The organism is Paludibacter sp. (assembly GCF_009712605.1).
GTDB lineage: Bacteria > Bacteroidota > Bacteroidia > Bacteroidales > Paludibacteraceae > Microbacter.
On record NZ_WASO01000015.1, the window covers coordinates 338,575 to 354,503 of the forward strand.

General features: G+C 42.4%; 14 protein-coding genes and 1 tRNA gene. 10 read left to right on the forward strand and 5 right to left on the reverse strand.

The genetic code is table 11. From position 1 onward, the window contains the following. Genes wzx through F8N35_RS13860 form a run of 5 tightly spaced genes read left to right on the forward strand, consistent with a single transcriptional unit; the run spans position 1 to position 5,656 of the window. Positions 1 to 1,404, forward strand: a complete 1,404-nt coding sequence (gene wzx, locus F8N35_RS13840; protein ID WP_293054206.1) for an O-unit flippase-like protein — start codon at positions 1 to 3, stop codon at positions 1,402 to 1,404. Positions 1,405 to 1,429: 25 nt separating this feature from the next. Next, positions 1,430 to 2,359: a hypothetical protein gene (locus F8N35_RS13845; RefSeq protein WP_293054209.1), complete on the forward strand. Its 930-nt coding sequence runs from the start codon at positions 1,430 to 1,432 to the stop codon at positions 2,357 to 2,359. Beyond that, positions 2,356 to 3,381 carry a glycosyltransferase family 2 protein gene (locus tag F8N35_RS13850; RefSeq protein ID WP_293054211.1) on the forward strand — a complete coding sequence of 342 codons (1,026 nt, stop codon included), beginning with the start codon at positions 2,356 to 2,358 and terminating at the stop codon, positions 3,379 to 3,381. The genes F8N35_RS13845 and F8N35_RS13850 overlap by 4 nt, the downstream gene beginning before the upstream one ends. A 14-nt stretch (positions 3,382 to 3,395) precedes the next feature. Then, the gene (locus F8N35_RS13855) at positions 3,396 to 4,499 is read left to right on the forward strand and encodes a glycosyltransferase (protein ID WP_293054214.1); all 1,104 of its coding nucleotides are present in this window, start codon (positions 3,396 to 3,398) and stop codon (positions 4,497 to 4,499) included. A 5-nt stretch (positions 4,500 to 4,504) separates the two neighbouring features. Then, positions 4,505 to 5,656, forward strand: a complete 1,152-nt coding sequence (locus tag F8N35_RS13860; protein ID WP_293054217.1) for a glycosyltransferase family 4 protein — start codon at positions 4,505 to 4,507, stop codon at positions 5,654 to 5,656. A 2-nt stretch (positions 5,657 to 5,658) separates the two neighbouring features. Here the strand turns inward: F8N35_RS13860 and F8N35_RS13865 are convergent, their stop codons facing one another. The 4 genes from F8N35_RS13865 to mfd form a co-directional block, all read right to left on the reverse strand. Next, entirely contained in the window at positions 5,659 to 6,666 is a 1,008-nt protein-coding gene (locus tag F8N35_RS13865; RefSeq protein ID WP_293054219.1) for a glycosyltransferase family 4 protein, read from the reverse strand. Next, positions 6,659 to 6,994 carry a nitrous oxide-stimulated promoter family protein gene (locus F8N35_RS13870; RefSeq protein ID WP_293054222.1) on the reverse strand — a complete coding sequence of 112 codons (336 nt, stop codon included), beginning with the start codon at positions 6,992 to 6,994 and terminating at the stop codon, positions 6,659 to 6,661. The genes F8N35_RS13865 and F8N35_RS13870 overlap by 8 nt, the downstream gene beginning before the upstream one ends. A gap of 8 nt (positions 6,995 to 7,002) precedes the next feature. After that, positions 7,003 to 7,557 carry a glutathione peroxidase gene (locus tag F8N35_RS13875; protein WP_293054225.1) on the reverse strand — a complete coding sequence of 185 codons (555 nt, stop codon included), beginning with the start codon at positions 7,555 to 7,557 and terminating at the stop codon, positions 7,003 to 7,005. Positions 7,558 to 7,634: 77 nt separating this feature from the next. Next, positions 7,635 to 10,976: a transcription-repair coupling factor gene (gene mfd, locus F8N35_RS13880; RefSeq protein ID WP_293054228.1), complete on the reverse strand. Its 3,342-nt coding sequence runs from the start codon at positions 10,974 to 10,976 to the stop codon at positions 7,635 to 7,637. A gap of 151 nt (positions 10,977 to 11,127) precedes the next feature. Between mfd and F8N35_RS13885 the strand changes: the two genes are divergently transcribed. From F8N35_RS13885 to F8N35_RS13905, 5 genes are all read left to right on the forward strand, one after another. Beyond that, a tRNA-Glu gene (locus F8N35_RS13885) sits at positions 11,128 to 11,200 on the forward strand. Between the two features lie 427 nt (positions 11,201 to 11,627). Beyond that, the gene (locus F8N35_RS13890) at positions 11,628 to 12,485 is read left to right on the forward strand and encodes a hypothetical protein (protein WP_293054231.1); all 858 of its coding nucleotides are present in this window, start codon (positions 11,628 to 11,630) and stop codon (positions 12,483 to 12,485) included. A gap of 72 nt (positions 12,486 to 12,557) precedes the next feature. Continuing rightward, a complete protein-coding gene (locus tag F8N35_RS13895) occupies positions 12,558 to 12,824 on the forward strand; it encodes a PqqD family protein (RefSeq protein WP_293054234.1) in 267 nt (88 codons plus the stop codon). Positions 12,825 to 12,853: 29 nt separating this feature from the next. After that, positions 12,854 to 13,243: a lasso peptide biosynthesis B2 protein gene (locus tag F8N35_RS13900; protein ID WP_293054237.1), complete on the forward strand. Its 390-nt coding sequence runs from the start codon at positions 12,854 to 12,856 to the stop codon at positions 13,241 to 13,243. A 30-nt stretch (positions 13,244 to 13,273) separates the two neighbouring features. Then, entirely contained in the window at positions 13,274 to 15,106 is a 1,833-nt protein-coding gene (locus F8N35_RS13905; RefSeq protein WP_293054240.1) for an asparagine synthase-related protein, read from the forward strand. On the opposite strand, the gene F8N35_RS13910 is transcribed toward F8N35_RS13905, so the two are convergent. Continuing rightward, positions 15,073 to 15,828, reverse strand: coding sequence for a class I SAM-dependent methyltransferase (locus F8N35_RS13910; protein ID WP_293054242.1), 756 nt, complete (start codon positions 15,826 to 15,828; stop codon positions 15,073 to 15,075). The two genes, F8N35_RS13905 and F8N35_RS13910, sit on opposite strands and share 34 nt — an antisense overlap. Positions 15,829 to 15,929 lie beyond the last annotated feature (101 nt).

Genomic DNA, 15,929 nt, shown 5'->3' on the forward strand with positions numbered 1-15,929 from the left:
ATGGAACAAATTGGACGTAAAGATGTAATCTGGAACTTTGCAGGGACCTTTATGCGGATTGCCTCGGGTCTGCTTGTTCTTCCTTTGGTGCTTCATCTACTGCCATCGAAGGAAGTTGGGCTTTGGAATATTTTTCTTACTATCGGAGGACTGGCGGCGCTGCTCGATTTTGGGTTTTCCAATGCTTTTTCACGCAATATCACTTATGTTTTCAGTGGAGCCAAGGAATTGAAATCTGAGGGCTACGTTACGGTCGCTGAAAACGATAAATCAATTGATTATGGCTTGCTCAAGAGCCTGATTGCAGCGATGAGGCGTTACTATGCCATTATTGCCGGTATTTTTTTGCTGGTCTTTTTCGTGGCATCTCCTTTTTACTTACCCTATATTTTTGAAAAAAACAATTATCAGGGAAATATCGCGACTGTGTGGATAGCCTGGATTGTTTATGGTATATTGGTTGCTTATCAGCTTTACACATACTATTATAGCTCGTTGTTGCTGGGGCGTGGTTTTGTAAAAAAATACCAGCAGATCGTCATCATCGGTCATGGCTCACGCATTCTGTCGTCCGTTATCATGCTGTTACTGGGTTTTGGTCTCATCTCTTTGGTATTCGGGCAACTGATAAGCGATGTGGTGAATCGTATTCTTTGTTATTCAACTTTTTACGACAAAGAAACAAAACAGCAGATGGCTTGCAGCAACAAGAAAAGCGTGAAAGAGATCATGGCGGTTATGACTCCGAATGCCCTTAAAGTGGGTGTGACGGTGATCCGTGGATTCCTGATGTATCAGGGTATTTTGCTGATGGCTCCTTTGTATCTTTCATTGACAGTGATTGGTGAGTTTGGTACAACACGGCAGTTTATTGAGCTGATTTCGAGTATCGGTATGATTGTTTTTAATACCTATTTCCCAAAAATGACGCATTATCGGGTAACCGGAGATATGGATAGTTTGAAGCGATTGTGGTTGAAATCAAACACATTTTTACTGTTTTTCTACATCATAGCCGGTACCGGATTTGTGGTAATAGGCCCTTATTTCATGGCGCTTATTCACAGTAAAACCAATTTTCTGGCCAGCGGATTGATAGTTATTTACCTGATTATTTCGTACATGGAAGTAAATAGCGGCATGTCTACCGCCTTTTTGACGATAAAAAACGAGGTGCCTTTCTTCAAATCCAATCTTATTTCGGGCTTTCTTGCATTTATTGCCGTATTTTTGTTGCTGCAATTCTCTACCTTGGGCGTGGCTTCCATTATTCTCGGAATTGGCTTGTCTCAGATGGTTTACCAGTACTGGAAATGGCCTTTGGTTGTCAAAAAAGATTTGCAACTAACGGCCGGAAATTACTTCGGATTTATCGGAAATGTAATTAAACACGGCTGGAAATAAATATTATTTGAATATCAGATAGTTTATGCTGACCCTTTTAACACACAACAGCACTGCATTTATTTACAAGCTGAAACGGATTAAACGTAAACTGTTCGGCGAAGCAGCCTATACCCGTGGGCATGGAGCTGTTACGGGCGGAATTACCGATGGCCTCGATCGTTTGGGCGTTGAGTACAACATCAACGTAACCCGTCGTTCGGAGATCGGCGATCATGTTCATGTGTTATCGGGATTTGAGGCTTTGCATTTTGCCCTTGAACTGAAACGAAAAGGGAAGATAAAACGACTGACGGTGGGTCCCAACGTGGCGGTTTCGTCGGCTGATGAAGGTGGAATCATTGCCTCCGATCTTGTCGATAAAATGCTGGTTCCATCGCAATGGGTGCTGGATGCGTTTGTTGAAGATAATCCCGCCGTGGAAGGACGTATCGCTATCTGGTGTAGTGGCGTGAATCCCGACGAATGGAATCTTCCCAAACAATTGCCGGCGGGGCACCAACGACGTTGCCTGCTCTATTTGAAATATCCCCAGAAAAAACTGGCAGAACAATGCAAGGCTTTGCTGGAAAGTGTGAACATCGCTTATGAATCGATTGTTTACGGCAGCTATACCAAAGATGAAATGAAGGCAAAACTGGCAAGTGTCGACTTTGCCATTGTGTTTTCTGCAACCGAAACTCAGGGTATTGCTCTGTTTGAAATGTGGGCTTCCGATACCCCGACATTTGTCTGGAATCAGGGAAATTATCAATATAAACTGAGAAACTATGCTGCTTCGAGTGCACCTTACCTAAGCGGGGAAACAGGCTGTTTCTTTCGTGACATGCAGGAACTCGAAACGCTTTTGACACAACATACAGACCTCTCCGTTTTTCATCCCCGCGAATGGATTTTGGCAAACGGTACAAATGAAATTTCGGCCCGCAGCTTTCTTAACCTGATTTCCGAATGATGACAGATGCCTTGCAATACGGAAGTGTGGTTTCGATATTGGTGCCGGTCTACAATGTTGAAAAATATATTGCAAAGTGTGTGCATTCGTTGTGCGGTCAGAGTTATGAAAACATTGAGTTTGTCTTTGTAAACGATTGTTCGACAGATAACAGTGTGTCTGTTTTGCAGCAAACGATCGAACAATATCCCGAACGCAAAGAACGGGTGAAAATGATTTCGCATGTTGCCAACAAAGGCATCGGTCAGACCCGGAATACCTTACTTGACGCTGCAACCGGCGATTGCCTGCTGTGGGTCGATAGCGACGATTTTCTGGAACAAGATGCGGTAGAAATGTTGGTGCGACAGGCAGTGCAACAACAGGCCGATATTGTTACTACCGACAGCTTTTTCTCTTATCGGGGAGAAGCTCAGGTGTCGGTCGTGAAACAAAATTTTCCGGAGGCTTCGCAATCGTATATCGAAGGACTTGCTTTTCATGAAACCCGCGCGGCTTTGTGGGGAACGCTTTCCAAACGCTCTTTGTGGACAACGCACAAAATAAGAATGGCCGAAGGAGTCAACTTCGGTGAAGATTATTTTGCTACGGTTCGGCTTTTTTATTTTGCCCAAAAGGTAGCAGTTCTCCATCATCCGCTTTACTATTACAACCAGTCGAATCTGGGATCATACAGCAGTGGAAGCAAGCAGACGCTCCATTTTGAGTCGATGATACGTTTATTCGACTTGCTTCAGGATTTCTTTATTCAGCAAAACGATTTGCCTCGCTTTGAAAACTATCTGGCAAAAGCCCGTTTGATGGATCGTGGGGCTTATCTTTTGCATACCACACCGGTTTTACGCAGAAAATATGCTCCACTTTTTGCCGACGTTGAAAAACAATACCCGGAAATTAAGTTGCCATTTTCTGGCTGGCAACGTTTTTTGTTGAAAGTCATCACTTCACGATTATATCTTGCAGGAGATTTGGTTATCCTGATGGCGAAGGTGTTCAGACGGTATCTGGGCGTTAAATTTTAATTTGCAGCAATTCAATGAATATTCTATACTATTTTGCCGAAACGAGCGCTTACATGCAGCAGTGGCAGCGTTTTCATCTGTTGGACGAACTGGAGCGGGCAGGGCATACTGTTACTGTGTATAATCCGCTGACTTTTACGTCGACAGATGAGGCAAATGAGAAGTTGATTCCCTTTTTGCAAAAAGCAGGGAAATCCTACGATTTGTTCATGAACTGCGTGCCGTCGCGCTTGTTGTATCCCGAAACCATGCAGAAAGTGAAGTCTTTGGGCATTCCTTCGTTGCTGATTTGTTTCGACAATCTTCATGCTCCTTTCATTCATAAGGAGATAGCTCCATACTTTGACTTGGTTTGGCTCACTTCTAAAGAAACACAATACCTGTTTGACGGATGGAAGTGCAACTCTGTTTTTCAGCCTTACGCGGCCAACCCGCACCTTTTTAAACCTGATTTCGGTGAGGAAATTCTGTCGGTGGGGTTTATTGGAACGCTTTATGACGACCGGGTGATTCGGGTCAATTCTCTGACCGAACATCAGATTCCCTGCACCTTGTATTCCGATGGATTTTTTGCCGACGGAAAGGGTGGTGCCGGAAAATCGTTGACCTATAAAGATACTCTGAGGTTGCTGGCAAACCTGTCAACTTTTGCCATCGGTCGCCGCGTGGCTTGTGGAACGGTGATGAATAAATTGTTTCCCGAAAAAAAACAACTCCATCGGAACGATTTTCTGGAGCTGAAACGTTCGGTACCGTTTGAACAGATGAACGCGGTTTATTCCAATCATGCGCTGTCGCTGGGAATTTCCGAATTACGAAATACCTTTGTGCTGAAAAATCCGGTGCATAAAATTCACTTACGCACTTTTGAAATCCCGATGTGCGGTGGTTTGCAAATTGCGCCTTACCGTGAAGAACTGGCCGGATATTTTGAGGATGATAAAGAAATAGTTTTGTGTCGCAGTGATGAAGAATTTGTCTCAAAAGCGGCGTTTTACCTGAAACCGGAGAATGCTGCATTACGTCGCACGATGAAAGAAAATGCCCGCAAAAGGGCGGAGTCCGATCACACCTGGAACCGTCGTTTCGAGGCAGTGTTCGGCCGTTTGTTCAATTGAAGAAAATGAAAATTATTTATACAATATCAACAACAGCAGCCAAAGGCGGAGGCATGGAGCGGGTGGTGGTGCAGAAGGCAAATTACATGGCCGACGTGCTTGGCCATGAAGTTATTATTCTTACTACCGATCATAAAGGACAACCTTCGTTTTATCCCTTTTCTCCGAAAATACGGCATATTGAGCTCGATCTTAATTATCTGGAACTGGCTAAAGAAAAGAATTTTTTGAAGAGTTATTTTCTTTACCGCAAAAAGCTCAGGGAGCATCGTCGTTTGCTGGAAGAGATATTGATGACCGAAAAAGCCGATATTGTGGTGTCGATGTCGCGTGACGAAAAAGAGTTTCTGTACAAGATCAAAGATGGCAGCAAGAAAATCCTGGAATCGCACCGTTGCCTCAAACCGAGGGCGAAGATTGAGTTTCGGAGAGCGACAAGTTGGTTGCAACGGGCACGTATTCTCTACCGCCTGCGTCACGACTCGCATCTACCGGTTCACTACGACCGCTTTATTGTGTTGACGGAAGAGGATAAACAGTTCTGGCTTGAGAAACCGAATGTGGAAGTGGTGCCCAATCCGCTGCCTTTTACAACCGAACAACATGCCGATTACTCCGCTAAACGGATTCTCACCATCGGACGGATTTCCTTTGACAAGGGAATCGACCGTTTGCTGGAGATTTGGGAACGGGTGGTACCTGATTTTCCGGAATGGAAATTGTCGCTAGTGGGCGATGTGGTCGACAATGAATTGATAGACAGAATTAATGCATCGTCATACAGGAGTTCTGTAGAAATATTACCTCCTACGCCTCATATCTTTGAAGAGTATATCAGCAGTTCCATTTATGTGATGACCTCTCGCTTTGAAGGCTTACCAATGGTGTTGTTGGAGGCTGTTGCCTGCGGATTGCCAATTGTTTCGTATGCTTTCAAATGCGGTCCGCGCGATGTAATTCGTGATGGGGAGGACGGTTTTCTTGTTGCAGAAGATGATGCCGACACCTTCGTCGAAAAGCTTTCGTTACTGATGGCGAATGATGCCTTGCGCCAACAAATGGGACTTCAAGCGAAAATAAACAGCGATCGTTTTTCGATGAAAAATGTCATGAATCACTGGAATGAGCTTTTTATTGGGCTTTCAGGTGCGAAGTGATTTCAATACTTTTCAATTGCTTCCAGTAAAGCTTTGGTTCGTTGTTCCAGACTGAAAAGCTCTAAAATCCGGTCGCGGCACTCTTTTCGTTGTGCGGAGGTGTCCATAACTTCAAGCCGACGGATTTCTTCTGCTATTTTCTGCGCGTCTCGGGGAACAATTACTCCGGTTTTGCCTACAACTTCGGGCATTCCGCCTTCATTGGTGACCAACGGAATACAATAGTTTAACATAGCTTCTCCGATAGCAATTCCAAAGATTTCTACCCGCGATAACTGACAATAAAACGAAGCTTTTTCAAAGTAAGAGGCGAGTTCTGCATGTGGCAAGCGCTCAAACACCGAGATGTTTTTAGGTAACGGCTTCGGAAATAATGCCATGGCTGCTTTATTGGGACCGATCAGTGCCAGCCTGTAATCGGGCACGTGGGCTGCAAGTTCCAGAAACGTGTCGATGCCTTTTCGCAGAAACGTGCGTTGCGATTCGATCAGGGCAACGCATAAAATCAGTTTTTCTTTTTGCTTTGCGGTTTCGTTCGTCTGCATATTGATGCAGTTGTAAATCATCTCGTGCTTTGCTTTTGGAAACACATAACCGACTTTACGATCGACGTATTGCGAGACGGTGAGATTGACCGTCGCGTTTTTGATGCTTTGAGCGGTGAAGAATCCCCGAAATTTGGAACAGAAAGCTCCGTAGGTCAACGATCGTTCGCGGCAAATGTCGTACCCGCCAATGACTAAAAACGATTTTTTGCCGTATAAATGGGCAAACCAAACCGGTAGAAAAGAGTGGTAATCGGCAAACCAGACGTAGGTTTTATCAAATTTCCAACCGTTCAGTAGCAGGAAAAAGAACTGTTTCACCATTTCCAACGCGGTTTTACCAAGGCCTCTTACCGGGCGGAAACAATAGTCAGTGATGTCATACTTTTCTGCAAGGATTTGTCGGTCGGTCTTTACAAATGTTGACGGCTCCTTGTAAACGAACAGAATCTTCTCTCTATGCATGTTGAAAAAGAAGTTTGAGGTTGGTTTTTATTCCTTGCGCCAGATGTTTCAACGTCAGTAGCGGATAGTAGAAAAAAATCCGCGGACCCGCATACCGCATTACTTCGCGGATTTGTTGGCGCTTATCGGGTTTATAGCAATGAACCGTGCAGTTTTTGCAGAATGGTTTGTCAGGAGCAAAGCGACAGTTCGAAAGCCGTTGATGCGCATATAAAAGCAATGACCGGCATTCATCGCAAAGTTCCGCTTGATGGTGTTTCCCCTTGCAATAAATGCTGATCATTGTATGAATTGTCTCTTTTTCGCGTTCTATCTTATCGGATGACATTCGTTCGTCTATTTTTGTTCAATCCAGCTGATAATCTCCGGGCTATCGGGCAATGTTTTTGGTGGAATTACTTTCACAACGTACCCGTTGGCATCAATCAGGTATTTCTGAAAATTCCATTGTACTTCCGAATCCTGAAAACCATTTTCAGCCTTTGTTGTCAGGTATTTGTAAATTGGATGCTGGTCTGCTCCCTTTACAGATATTTTCTCCATCATCGGAAACGTAACCCCGTAGTTTTGTTGACAAAATTCGGCGATTTCGCTGTTGCTTCCCGGTTCTTGTCCTGCAAAATTGTTGGCCGGAAAGCCTACGATTACAAAATTCTGATCTTTATACTTTTCATACAGAGCCTCCAAAAGTTTGTATTGCGGCGTCAGTCCACATTTGGAGGCCGTGTTTACAATCATCACCTTCTTCCCTTTCAGGGATGCAAAATCGAAGGTTTTGCCGTACAGATCGGTTACCGTAAACTGATAGATCGGCTTTGTGGATTGCGCGTGAATCGCACCTGTCATGCTCAAAACAAAGAGCAAAATAATAGAAATATGTCTTGTTTTCATATTGTTGTAAAATTAAATGGTTAACCGGTTTGTGACACCGGGACTACAAAGATACACTCAATTCCAACAAAACAAATCTATTCACCCTGAGCAATGGTGGTCATCACATTGTAGGCCTCCATCACGCTGCGTACCGGTGTAATCACTACCGAACGCTTGCCTTTATTCTCTTTTAACTGGCATTTACGCGGATATTTGGCCATAAAATTAAGCACCTTGCCGAAATTATTCGATTTATAATAAGGCGATTGCGGATTAGTAACCAGATAGGCAATCCATTTTTCGTTCTTCAAAACCAATTTTTCGATACCGTATTCTTTGGCCAACCAACGGAGTCGTACCACCTGAATCAGTTCCAAGCCTTCCTGAGGAATTGCTCCGAAACGGTCGGTCAGACGTTGTTCGAAATCGGCTAAATCGCGTTCATTAGTAATGTTGTCGAGCTCGCGGTAGAGATTCATCCTTTCTGGAATGCTTTCGATGTAAGAGGCAGGGAACATCAACTCGAAGTCCGATTCTATCTGACAATCGGTAACGTATTCTATGGTTTTCTCTCCTTTTTCAGCTTCTACTTCACGGTAGAGATCGGCAAACTCTTCGTCTCTCAACTCCTGTACGGCTTCGTTCAGAATCTTTTGGTAGGTTTCGTAACCCAGTTCGGCAATAAAGCCGCTCTGTTCGGCTCCTAACATGTTGCCGGCTCCACGGATGTCGAGATCCTGCATGGCGATGTTGAAACCGCTACCCAGATCGGCAAAATTTTCGATGGCCTGCAAGCGACGACGTGCTTCAGGAGTGATAAGATTGGTCGGCGGTGTCATCAAATAGCAGAAAGCCTTGCGGTTGGTACGTCCTACACGGCCGCGCAGCTGATGCAGGTCGCTCAAACCAAACTGATGTGCGCTGTTGATAATGATAGTGTTGACGTTCGGCATATCAATTCCCGATTCGAGGATGGAGGTTGCGATCATCACATCGTATTCGTAATCCACAAAGTCCAGAATAATCTTTTCCAATTTCTCGGGAGGCATCTGTCCGTGTCCGACTACAACACGCACTCCGGGAATCAGGCGTTTCACCAACGCTTCCATCTCGTAGATGTTGTGAATGCGGTTGTTGATGAAAAATACCTGTCCGTTGCGTTCCATTTCAAACGTAATAGCCTCACGGATTACGTCTTCGTTGAATTCATAAAGCGACGTTTGCACCGGGTAGCGGTTGGGTGGGGGCGTGTTGATGATGGAAAGGTCACGAGCTCCCATCAGCGAAAACTGCAAGGTGCGGGGTATCGGAGTCGCCGTCATTGTCATCGTATCCACATTTACCTTGATCTGGCGAAGTTTTTCCTTTACAGAAACGCCGAATTTCTGTTCTTCATCGACAATTAATAGTCCCAAATCTTTGAAATGTACGCTCTTACCAATCAGTTTGTGTGTGCCGATCAGAATGTCTATTTTGCCCTCTTTCAATCTGGTCAATAATTCCTTTGTGTCCGCAGCATTACGCGCGCGGCTCAGGTAATCGACGGTGCAAGGCAAGTCTTTCAAACGTTCGCTGAAGGTGCGAAAATGTTGAAGAGCCAGTACCGTGGTTGGAACCAGCACGGCAACCTGTTTCCCGTCGGTTGCGGCTTTGAATGCCGCGCGTACGGCCACTTCTGTTTTTCCGAAACCCACGTCACCACAAACAAGCCGATCCATTGGTAAATCCGACTCCATATCCTGCTTGATATCGGCCGTTGCCTTGCTCTGGTCGGGTGTATCCTCGTAAAGAAACGAGGCCTCTAATTCGTGTTGCAGGTAACTATCCGGCGAATAGCGAAATCCCTTTTCGGCACGGCGTTTGGCATAAAGTTGAATCAACTCGCGGGCAATGTCCTTGACCTTTTTCTTGGTCTTTTCTTTCAGTCGTTCCCAGGCTCCGGTGCCGAGTTTATTGATTTTGGGAGGCTCGCCCTCTTTGCCTTTGTATTTCGAAATGCGGTGAAGAGCGTGAATGCTGACAAAAATAATGTCGTCGTCTTTGTACACCAGTTTGATGACCTCCTGTTTCTTGCCATTCACATCCATAGTGAACAGACCCGCAAAACGTCCGATACCATGATCGACGTGCACCACGTAGTCACCTTGGTTGAGCTGGTTGAGCTCTTTTAGTGTCATTACCACCTTTCCGGCGCGCGCACTATCGGAACGCAGCGAATATTTGTGGTAGCGATCGAATACCTGGTGATCGGTATAGCAGCAGAGTTTCATGTCGTGATCGACGAAACCCTCGTGCAATGTTTTCAGGACCGGTGTGAAATTGATTTCATCCCCACGGTCGTGGAAGATGCCTGCGATACGGTCTGTTTGTTTTTTGCTGTCGCTCAGAATATAGATACGGTAGCCTTCTTTCAACGACTGGGTAAAGCTTTGGCTTACCAGATCAAAATTTTTATGGAAGAGAGGTTGTATTGAGGTGCTGAATTCAATTTTGTCGTTGTCGGTGAAGCTGGCTTTGCTGCCAATCTCTACTTTTCTGAAGTTGATGACCTGCTCCACAAATACCTCGGAAGTCATCAAAGATGCTTCGAGATTGGGAATCCCCTGTTTGGCATCGTTGGCTTTGATCGGCATGTCGTCATACAGATCGCCGATGCGGCCACAGGTAAAACGGAAGTCGGTGAAGAATAGCGTTGTTTCCGGAGAGATAAATTCCAAAAACGATACTTTCTCTAGCGAATCTTGTTGTTTTAGATCCGAGACGATGGATACCTCGTTTCTGGTTTCTTTCGAAAGCTGGGTTTCAATATCGAAGGTACGGATGGTTTCCACTTCGTCGCCAAAGAAATCGATGCGGTAGGGATATTCGAAAGAAAAGGAAAACACGTCGATAATGCTTCCGCGTACCGAAAATTGTCCCGGCTCGTACACGAAATCGACCCGCGAAAAGCCATATTCGGTTAATATGCTGATCACAAAGTCGGTGTTAACCCGTTCGCCGGTATGCAGCGTCAGGGTACAGTCGTTCAAAGCATTGTTGGCAATTACTTTTTCGATCAAAGCATCGGGATAAGTTACGATGATGCCGGGTTCTTTTCGTGCAGCGAAATTGAGTACTTCCGTACGGAGTATCTCGTTAGCCGAGTCTATTTGACCGTATTTTACTCCGGTTTTGTAGGATGACGGCATAAAATAGACCGGATCATTACCCAGAAGTTGCACCAGATCATGATACGCGTAACCGGCTTCCTCAGCATCGTCGAGCACGAGCAACGCGTGGAAGGGGTGTTTAAAATAGAGCGATGCCACAACAAGAGCGCGGGCAGAACCGAGTAATCCCCCGATTTGCAGATTGCGTTTGCCTGTTGTGAACCATTTCCCTATCGTTGCCACCTGCGGATGAGCGGCATAATATGATAGAAATTCAGACAGTTCCATAAGTGATGCAAAGATACAAAAATAGATATATTACCGTCAAGGTAATTTATAGTGCAGAGAGTGTAGGTTTCATGATTTTGGTGTGAAAAATTAACAATAAAAAAGTTGTAAAACTTAAGAAGCTACCATACCTTTGCACTGTATAATTAATGGCGGTGTGGTGTAGTGGCCCAGCACGCAACTCTCTCACGGTTGAGACCCGGGTTCGATTCCCGACTCCGCTACAATACAAGGACTCGTTACGTTTTAGTGATGAGCCCTTTGTTTTTACATAAAGCAGTATGCAATAGATAATAAACGCTATTTTGGGGCTATTTGATTTATGGATAATTAACGCAGTCGGCAAATTTCAGTATTGACAAATCTGCTAAAAAAAAATATCTTTACCATTTATAATTTTATGTTTATAAAGTGGCTGATTTACATTAGAAATCTTTTAATTTTACAACTATGAACGAACAAAGAGAAAAGAAAGAGTGGATTTCTCCCGAAATTATTGACCTGGATGTGATGGAAACAGCCAAAATTGGAGAATTTGAAACTGGAGACCCTCAGGGGGACAGCTGATATTGTCTCTTCTTAAACCAAATTATTGTTAACATTTTATATTGACATATATTTAGAATATGCTGATGTGAAATGTTTCCTTTTATGTGTCTCACTCTTTCAAATGTAAGCCTGAGTTGTCCTCTAGATTTCATTCAAATAACTGTAAGCGGTAAATGTAATGACTCCGTAGCTCTTCCATTGTACTTTTCACAGGTACTCGAAGTTAGTGAAACGGATCTGCTACTAATTATTGATAATGTTGCCACATACCGTGTTCAGAATGGTTCCCATATACAGATAAATCCTTTTCCGAATGCAGATTTATCTGCCATACAGCTTTTTTTGAATGGATCTGCTTTTGGTGCTGCGCTACACCAAAGAGGTATAATTCCTTTTCATGGTTGTTCTTTTGAATTGAACCAGAAAGGAATTGTTCTGTGTGGCTACTCCGGAGCAGGTAAATCATCTGTAACGGCAGCTTTTTGTCAACAGGGAGCACGGTTTATTAACGATGATATTACTCCGGTCATCATTGATGAGTCCGGAATCTGGATTATGCCGATCCGAACTCGGATCAAGTTATGGGAAGATGCCTTAGCTGCACTTGCTATTGAGTCTGAAAACTTGGAAAAGATTCGTCCCTCCACGCAGAAATTCTATGTCCCGGTAGAAAATAACTGTCAAGATAAGCTGCAATTAAATACACTGATTGTTTTAGGCATTCACGATAATGACCAAAATGACCAATATGAGTTGATGAGGCCTGTAGGTATGGAAAAATTCAATCTGTTGCGGAGCCATATCTATCGGAAAATTTATCTGAAAGGAATGCCTAAAGCAGAACGAAACCTCTTTTCGCAACTGTTAAAACTATCTCAATCTGTTGAGGTACTTCATATATTGCGGCCTCAAAAAAGCAGTATACATGCTACCATGGAATTTATTCGAGGACAATTATAACCAGGTAAGTGTTGCTGTGCCGTGTTTTCGGAAACAATCATTATTATACTTAGTCGATTAATTATATACAACATGATAGAAAAATACTGCAAAAACCGTCAAATTATTGATGGTGAATTAGACGACAATCAGGTGATGATGCATCTTGAAAATGGAAAGTACTTTGGTTTGAACCCGGTTGGAAAAAGGATATGGGCATTGCTGGATCAGCCCAAGAGCTTTGAAGAAATTATTGGAATTTTATTAACCGAGTTTGAGGTAGAAGAGAAACTTTGCCGGAAAGAAGTGCTGGAATTTTTGGATAAGGCAGTTAAATTCGAAATTGTACAAAAAGCATGAATCGGTTGCTTAGCTTCCTAAGACTACCAATGAGAGAGAAGGCGCTATTTGCGGAAGCAGTAGCGTTTCTTTTTTATGCCAAACTACAGCTTTTTGTTCTTCCATTTAAAGATTGCGTTAAAAAATTAAAGGTCCTACCACCTGCAACTACCTCTGCCAATTTGAACGAGGCGCAGGCTATTGGTCGGGCAATATCGCGAGCCAATAAACTGGCTTTCTGGAAAAATAGATGTCTGGTAAGTTCCTTTGCTGCCCGTTTCATGCTATCCCGGCGTAATATAGCTTCGGTACTTTATTTGGGGCTCCGGTTCGAGAATGATACTCAATTTAAAATAAATGCCCATGCCTGGTTGATGGTGGGCGATGTTTTTGTAACACCTAAAGGCAACGATGGATATAAAGAAATATTTCGTTTATGAAAAGGAGATTATTCCAAAATTGATTGAACAATGAGTTTAATTTTTGGCATTGTAAATTTGAAGGGTGGCGCTATCAACCCGGAAGACGTCCGGAAGTTGGGAAAAACAGTTCAGTGGGATGACTTTGATAGTAAGATCGAAATAAATAGTTCTTACGGTTGGGGATATTGCTGGAACAAGAAGCGTGCACCGAAAGCCGGAATTTATACCAGCGAACGAGTTGCCGTGTTATGCGATGCTCGTATCTATAATCGCGATGAACTCAAACAGTCGTTTGAATTCGAACAACCGGAAGAAGCCTTTGCAAAAGCTTACCTGAAATGGGGCACTGGTTTTGCAGATAATTTCAATGGAGATTTTGCGGCCGTAATTATTGATTTTCAACAACAAAACGTTCTTTTGGTACGCGATCATATCGGTGTGCGTCCTTTAGCGTATAGCATAAAAAACGAGTTGTTAATTTTTGCTTCTCATGAATTTGGTATTGCTAAGTCAAATCTGATTAATAATGCTCTATCAGAAGAAACTGTGATTCGAACGTTTAATTTGCATAAGAGGCAAGAGTACAGCCTTACTGTGTTTAAATATATCAGGAAAATTGTTCCCGGTTATGTAACAGATATAACTTCAGGCAAGATAAGTAATAGTAAATATTGGTGGCCAGAAAAAATTCAGACAAATAAGAATCTGACTTTTGAGAAAGCAGTATCTCATCTTCGTAAGTATTTAATGAAATCTGTTCATGTTAGGATAGAACAGGGTATAATTGGAACTCATGTTAGCGGGGGAATAGATTCATCTGGTGTGGCGGCTATTCTTGCTGATTGTATTGCTGATAAAGATCGATTGAAAGGATATTCATGGTCTCCGGAATCAACAAGTGGAGATGTAGGTGGTTTGAACGAGAAAAAATTGATAGATGAATTTGCAGAACAAAAAGGAATAAAGGTCGCTTATTTGAGCTATGATGATCCTGCTAATATTGAAGATTTTACTCTTCCAGAGTTTGAACAGATGCCTATTGAAATTCACACAATGCGTCAAGCCTGCGAAGATGATGTAAGCTCTCTTTTTAGCGGTTGGGGAGGTGATGAATTTGTGTCGTTAAGTTTAAGGGGAACTTTTAGTCACTTTTTTTTTCAATTGAAACTGCGATCTCTTTTGTATTGGGTTAATAATCGTGGCTTTAAAGCAATATTTGCAAGCATAAAAAGAGAGATGTTACCTTTAGTTTCTTTGGGGATAATAGAGTCTTGTTGTAAATTTAAATATTTTAGATCATATTTTATTTGTGAACATCTTTTCCTTTTTATAACTCAAAAAAAGGAAAATTTATATGGATTTGGAGATAGAAAAGGGTTAATGTTAAGATTTTTGAGGAACTATCATCTACCTCAAAGAATGGATTCGTGGGCTCTATTTGGAGAAAAGTTTGGCATAGAATATAAATTCCCATTGCTTGATAAATATCTGATAGAATATTGGTTTACTATACCAATTAAATATACTTATGAAGCGTTGATTCCTAGGTTTTTGTATAAAGAAGCCATGGAGGGAATCTTGATAGAGTCTATCAGAAATAGAGCAAATAAAGAAGAAGCTGTATTTCAACAAATCTGTAAAAAGCGATATGGCATGATTAAAGATCGAATAGCTGATATTCCAAATTTATTTGAGAATTCGTTATTTCTACCTTTTTTAAAAGGTGAAAAATTTTATGAGTGTGCGAAAAGCAGAAAGAAGGGGCTAATAGAGACGTATTTAGAACTGAACGATATTCGGTTTTTTCTTCGGTATAAAAGTTTGGTTGAAAAATATTTGGTTAATAATCAGATTTTTATGAATAGTCGAAAAGAAGAGTGAGAATCGGCGGTTTTTTGATTATTCCGGTCAAATAAAGGTCTGTTTCGTATAGTTTGGTTGTTTTCAAAGGGCAAAGCATTGTATCTTTTTGCCGTAGTTGTATCTGTAAAGGCGAAATCTGAGTGGTCAATTGCTAAAATACCTCCATGCTTTAACTTCGTATCAAGCATTGCAATTTCTTTTTCAAACTGTTCAAAGAGTAACCCTTTTGCAGTAGTATTATTTTTGTTTGTTCTGTTTTCAGTGCGTTGAAATACAGCAAGGCAAAAAATCGCATCAAATTCCGATGCTTCTTCAAATTGCTTTGAAAAACGGTGGATGAATAAATAGCGGGAACTTTTGTCTTTCTTCCGGCATTGACGAAGACACCAACGATTAATATCAACTCCGGTAATGACAGCCTTTGGAATGTATTCTCCCAGAGAAAAAACCTCGTCACCTGTGGAACAGCCAAAAGAGAGAACCTGTGGTTGTTCTATGTTTTGGAGATATGCAGTGCAGGCTTTGAATAAGTTGGGATACCTGTTCGGAGCAGTAAAGGTAGATCGTTGATAATAGAATTTCCGATAAAGAAAGCGTGTTTGTAGATGGCTTCTGGACTCATTGTCGAAAAGAATATAACAAAATCTCCACACATATCTGACAGAGTAGTAAACAATCTTTAGAATAATGGATTGGGATTGTTCCCACTTCTTTACTTTCTCTTTTATTCGTGAGGGCATTATCAAAAGTTGGCGTTATAAGAATGCGATAGTATTCTCAATTTGTTGAGGCAACAAAAATAGAATATTTTATTAAAGCCAAGTCATAAAAGGTAAACTTA

Excerpts from the sequence above, each read along its gene's own strand:
- wzx (WP_293054206.1), top strand. The coding sequence starts at position 1 with ATGGAACAAATTGGACGTAAAGATGTAATCTGGAACTTTGCAGGGACC.
- F8N35_RS13845 (WP_293054209.1), top strand. The coding sequence starts at position 1,430 with ATGCTGACCCTTTTAACACACAACAGCACTGCATTTATTTACAAGCTG.
- F8N35_RS13850 (WP_293054211.1), top strand. The coding sequence starts at position 2,356 with ATGATGACAGATGCCTTGCAATACGGAAGTGTGGTTTCGATATTGGTG.
- F8N35_RS13855 (WP_293054214.1), top strand. The coding sequence starts at position 3,396 with ATGAATATTCTATACTATTTTGCCGAAACGAGCGCTTACATGCAGCAG.
- F8N35_RS13860 (WP_293054217.1), top strand. The coding sequence starts at position 4,505 with ATGAAAATTATTTATACAATATCAACAACAGCAGCCAAAGGCGGAGGC.
- F8N35_RS13865 (WP_293054219.1), bottom strand. The coding sequence starts at position 6,666 with ATGCATAGAGAGAAGATTCTGTTCGTTTACAAGGAGCCGTCAACATTT.
- F8N35_RS13870 (WP_293054222.1), bottom strand. The coding sequence starts at position 6,994 with ATGTCATCCGATAAGATAGAACGCGAAAAAGAGACAATTCATACAATG.
- F8N35_RS13875 (WP_293054225.1), bottom strand. The coding sequence starts at position 7,557 with ATGAAAACAAGACATATTTCTATTATTTTGCTCTTTGTTTTGAGCATG.
- mfd (WP_293054228.1), bottom strand. The coding sequence starts at position 10,976 with ATGGAACTGTCTGAATTTCTATCATATTATGCCGCTCATCCGCAGGTG.
- F8N35_RS13890 (WP_293054231.1), top strand. The coding sequence starts at position 11,628 with ATGTGTCTCACTCTTTCAAATGTAAGCCTGAGTTGTCCTCTAGATTTC.
- F8N35_RS13895 (WP_293054234.1), top strand. The coding sequence starts at position 12,558 with ATGATAGAAAAATACTGCAAAAACCGTCAAATTATTGATGGTGAATTA.
- F8N35_RS13900 (WP_293054237.1), top strand. The coding sequence starts at position 12,854 with ATGAGAGAGAAGGCGCTATTTGCGGAAGCAGTAGCGTTTCTTTTTTAT.
- F8N35_RS13905 (WP_293054240.1), top strand. The coding sequence starts at position 13,274 with ATGAGTTTAATTTTTGGCATTGTAAATTTGAAGGGTGGCGCTATCAAC.
- F8N35_RS13910 (WP_293054242.1), bottom strand. The coding sequence starts at position 15,828 with ATGCCCTCACGAATAAAAGAGAAAGTAAAGAAGTGGGAACAATCCCAA.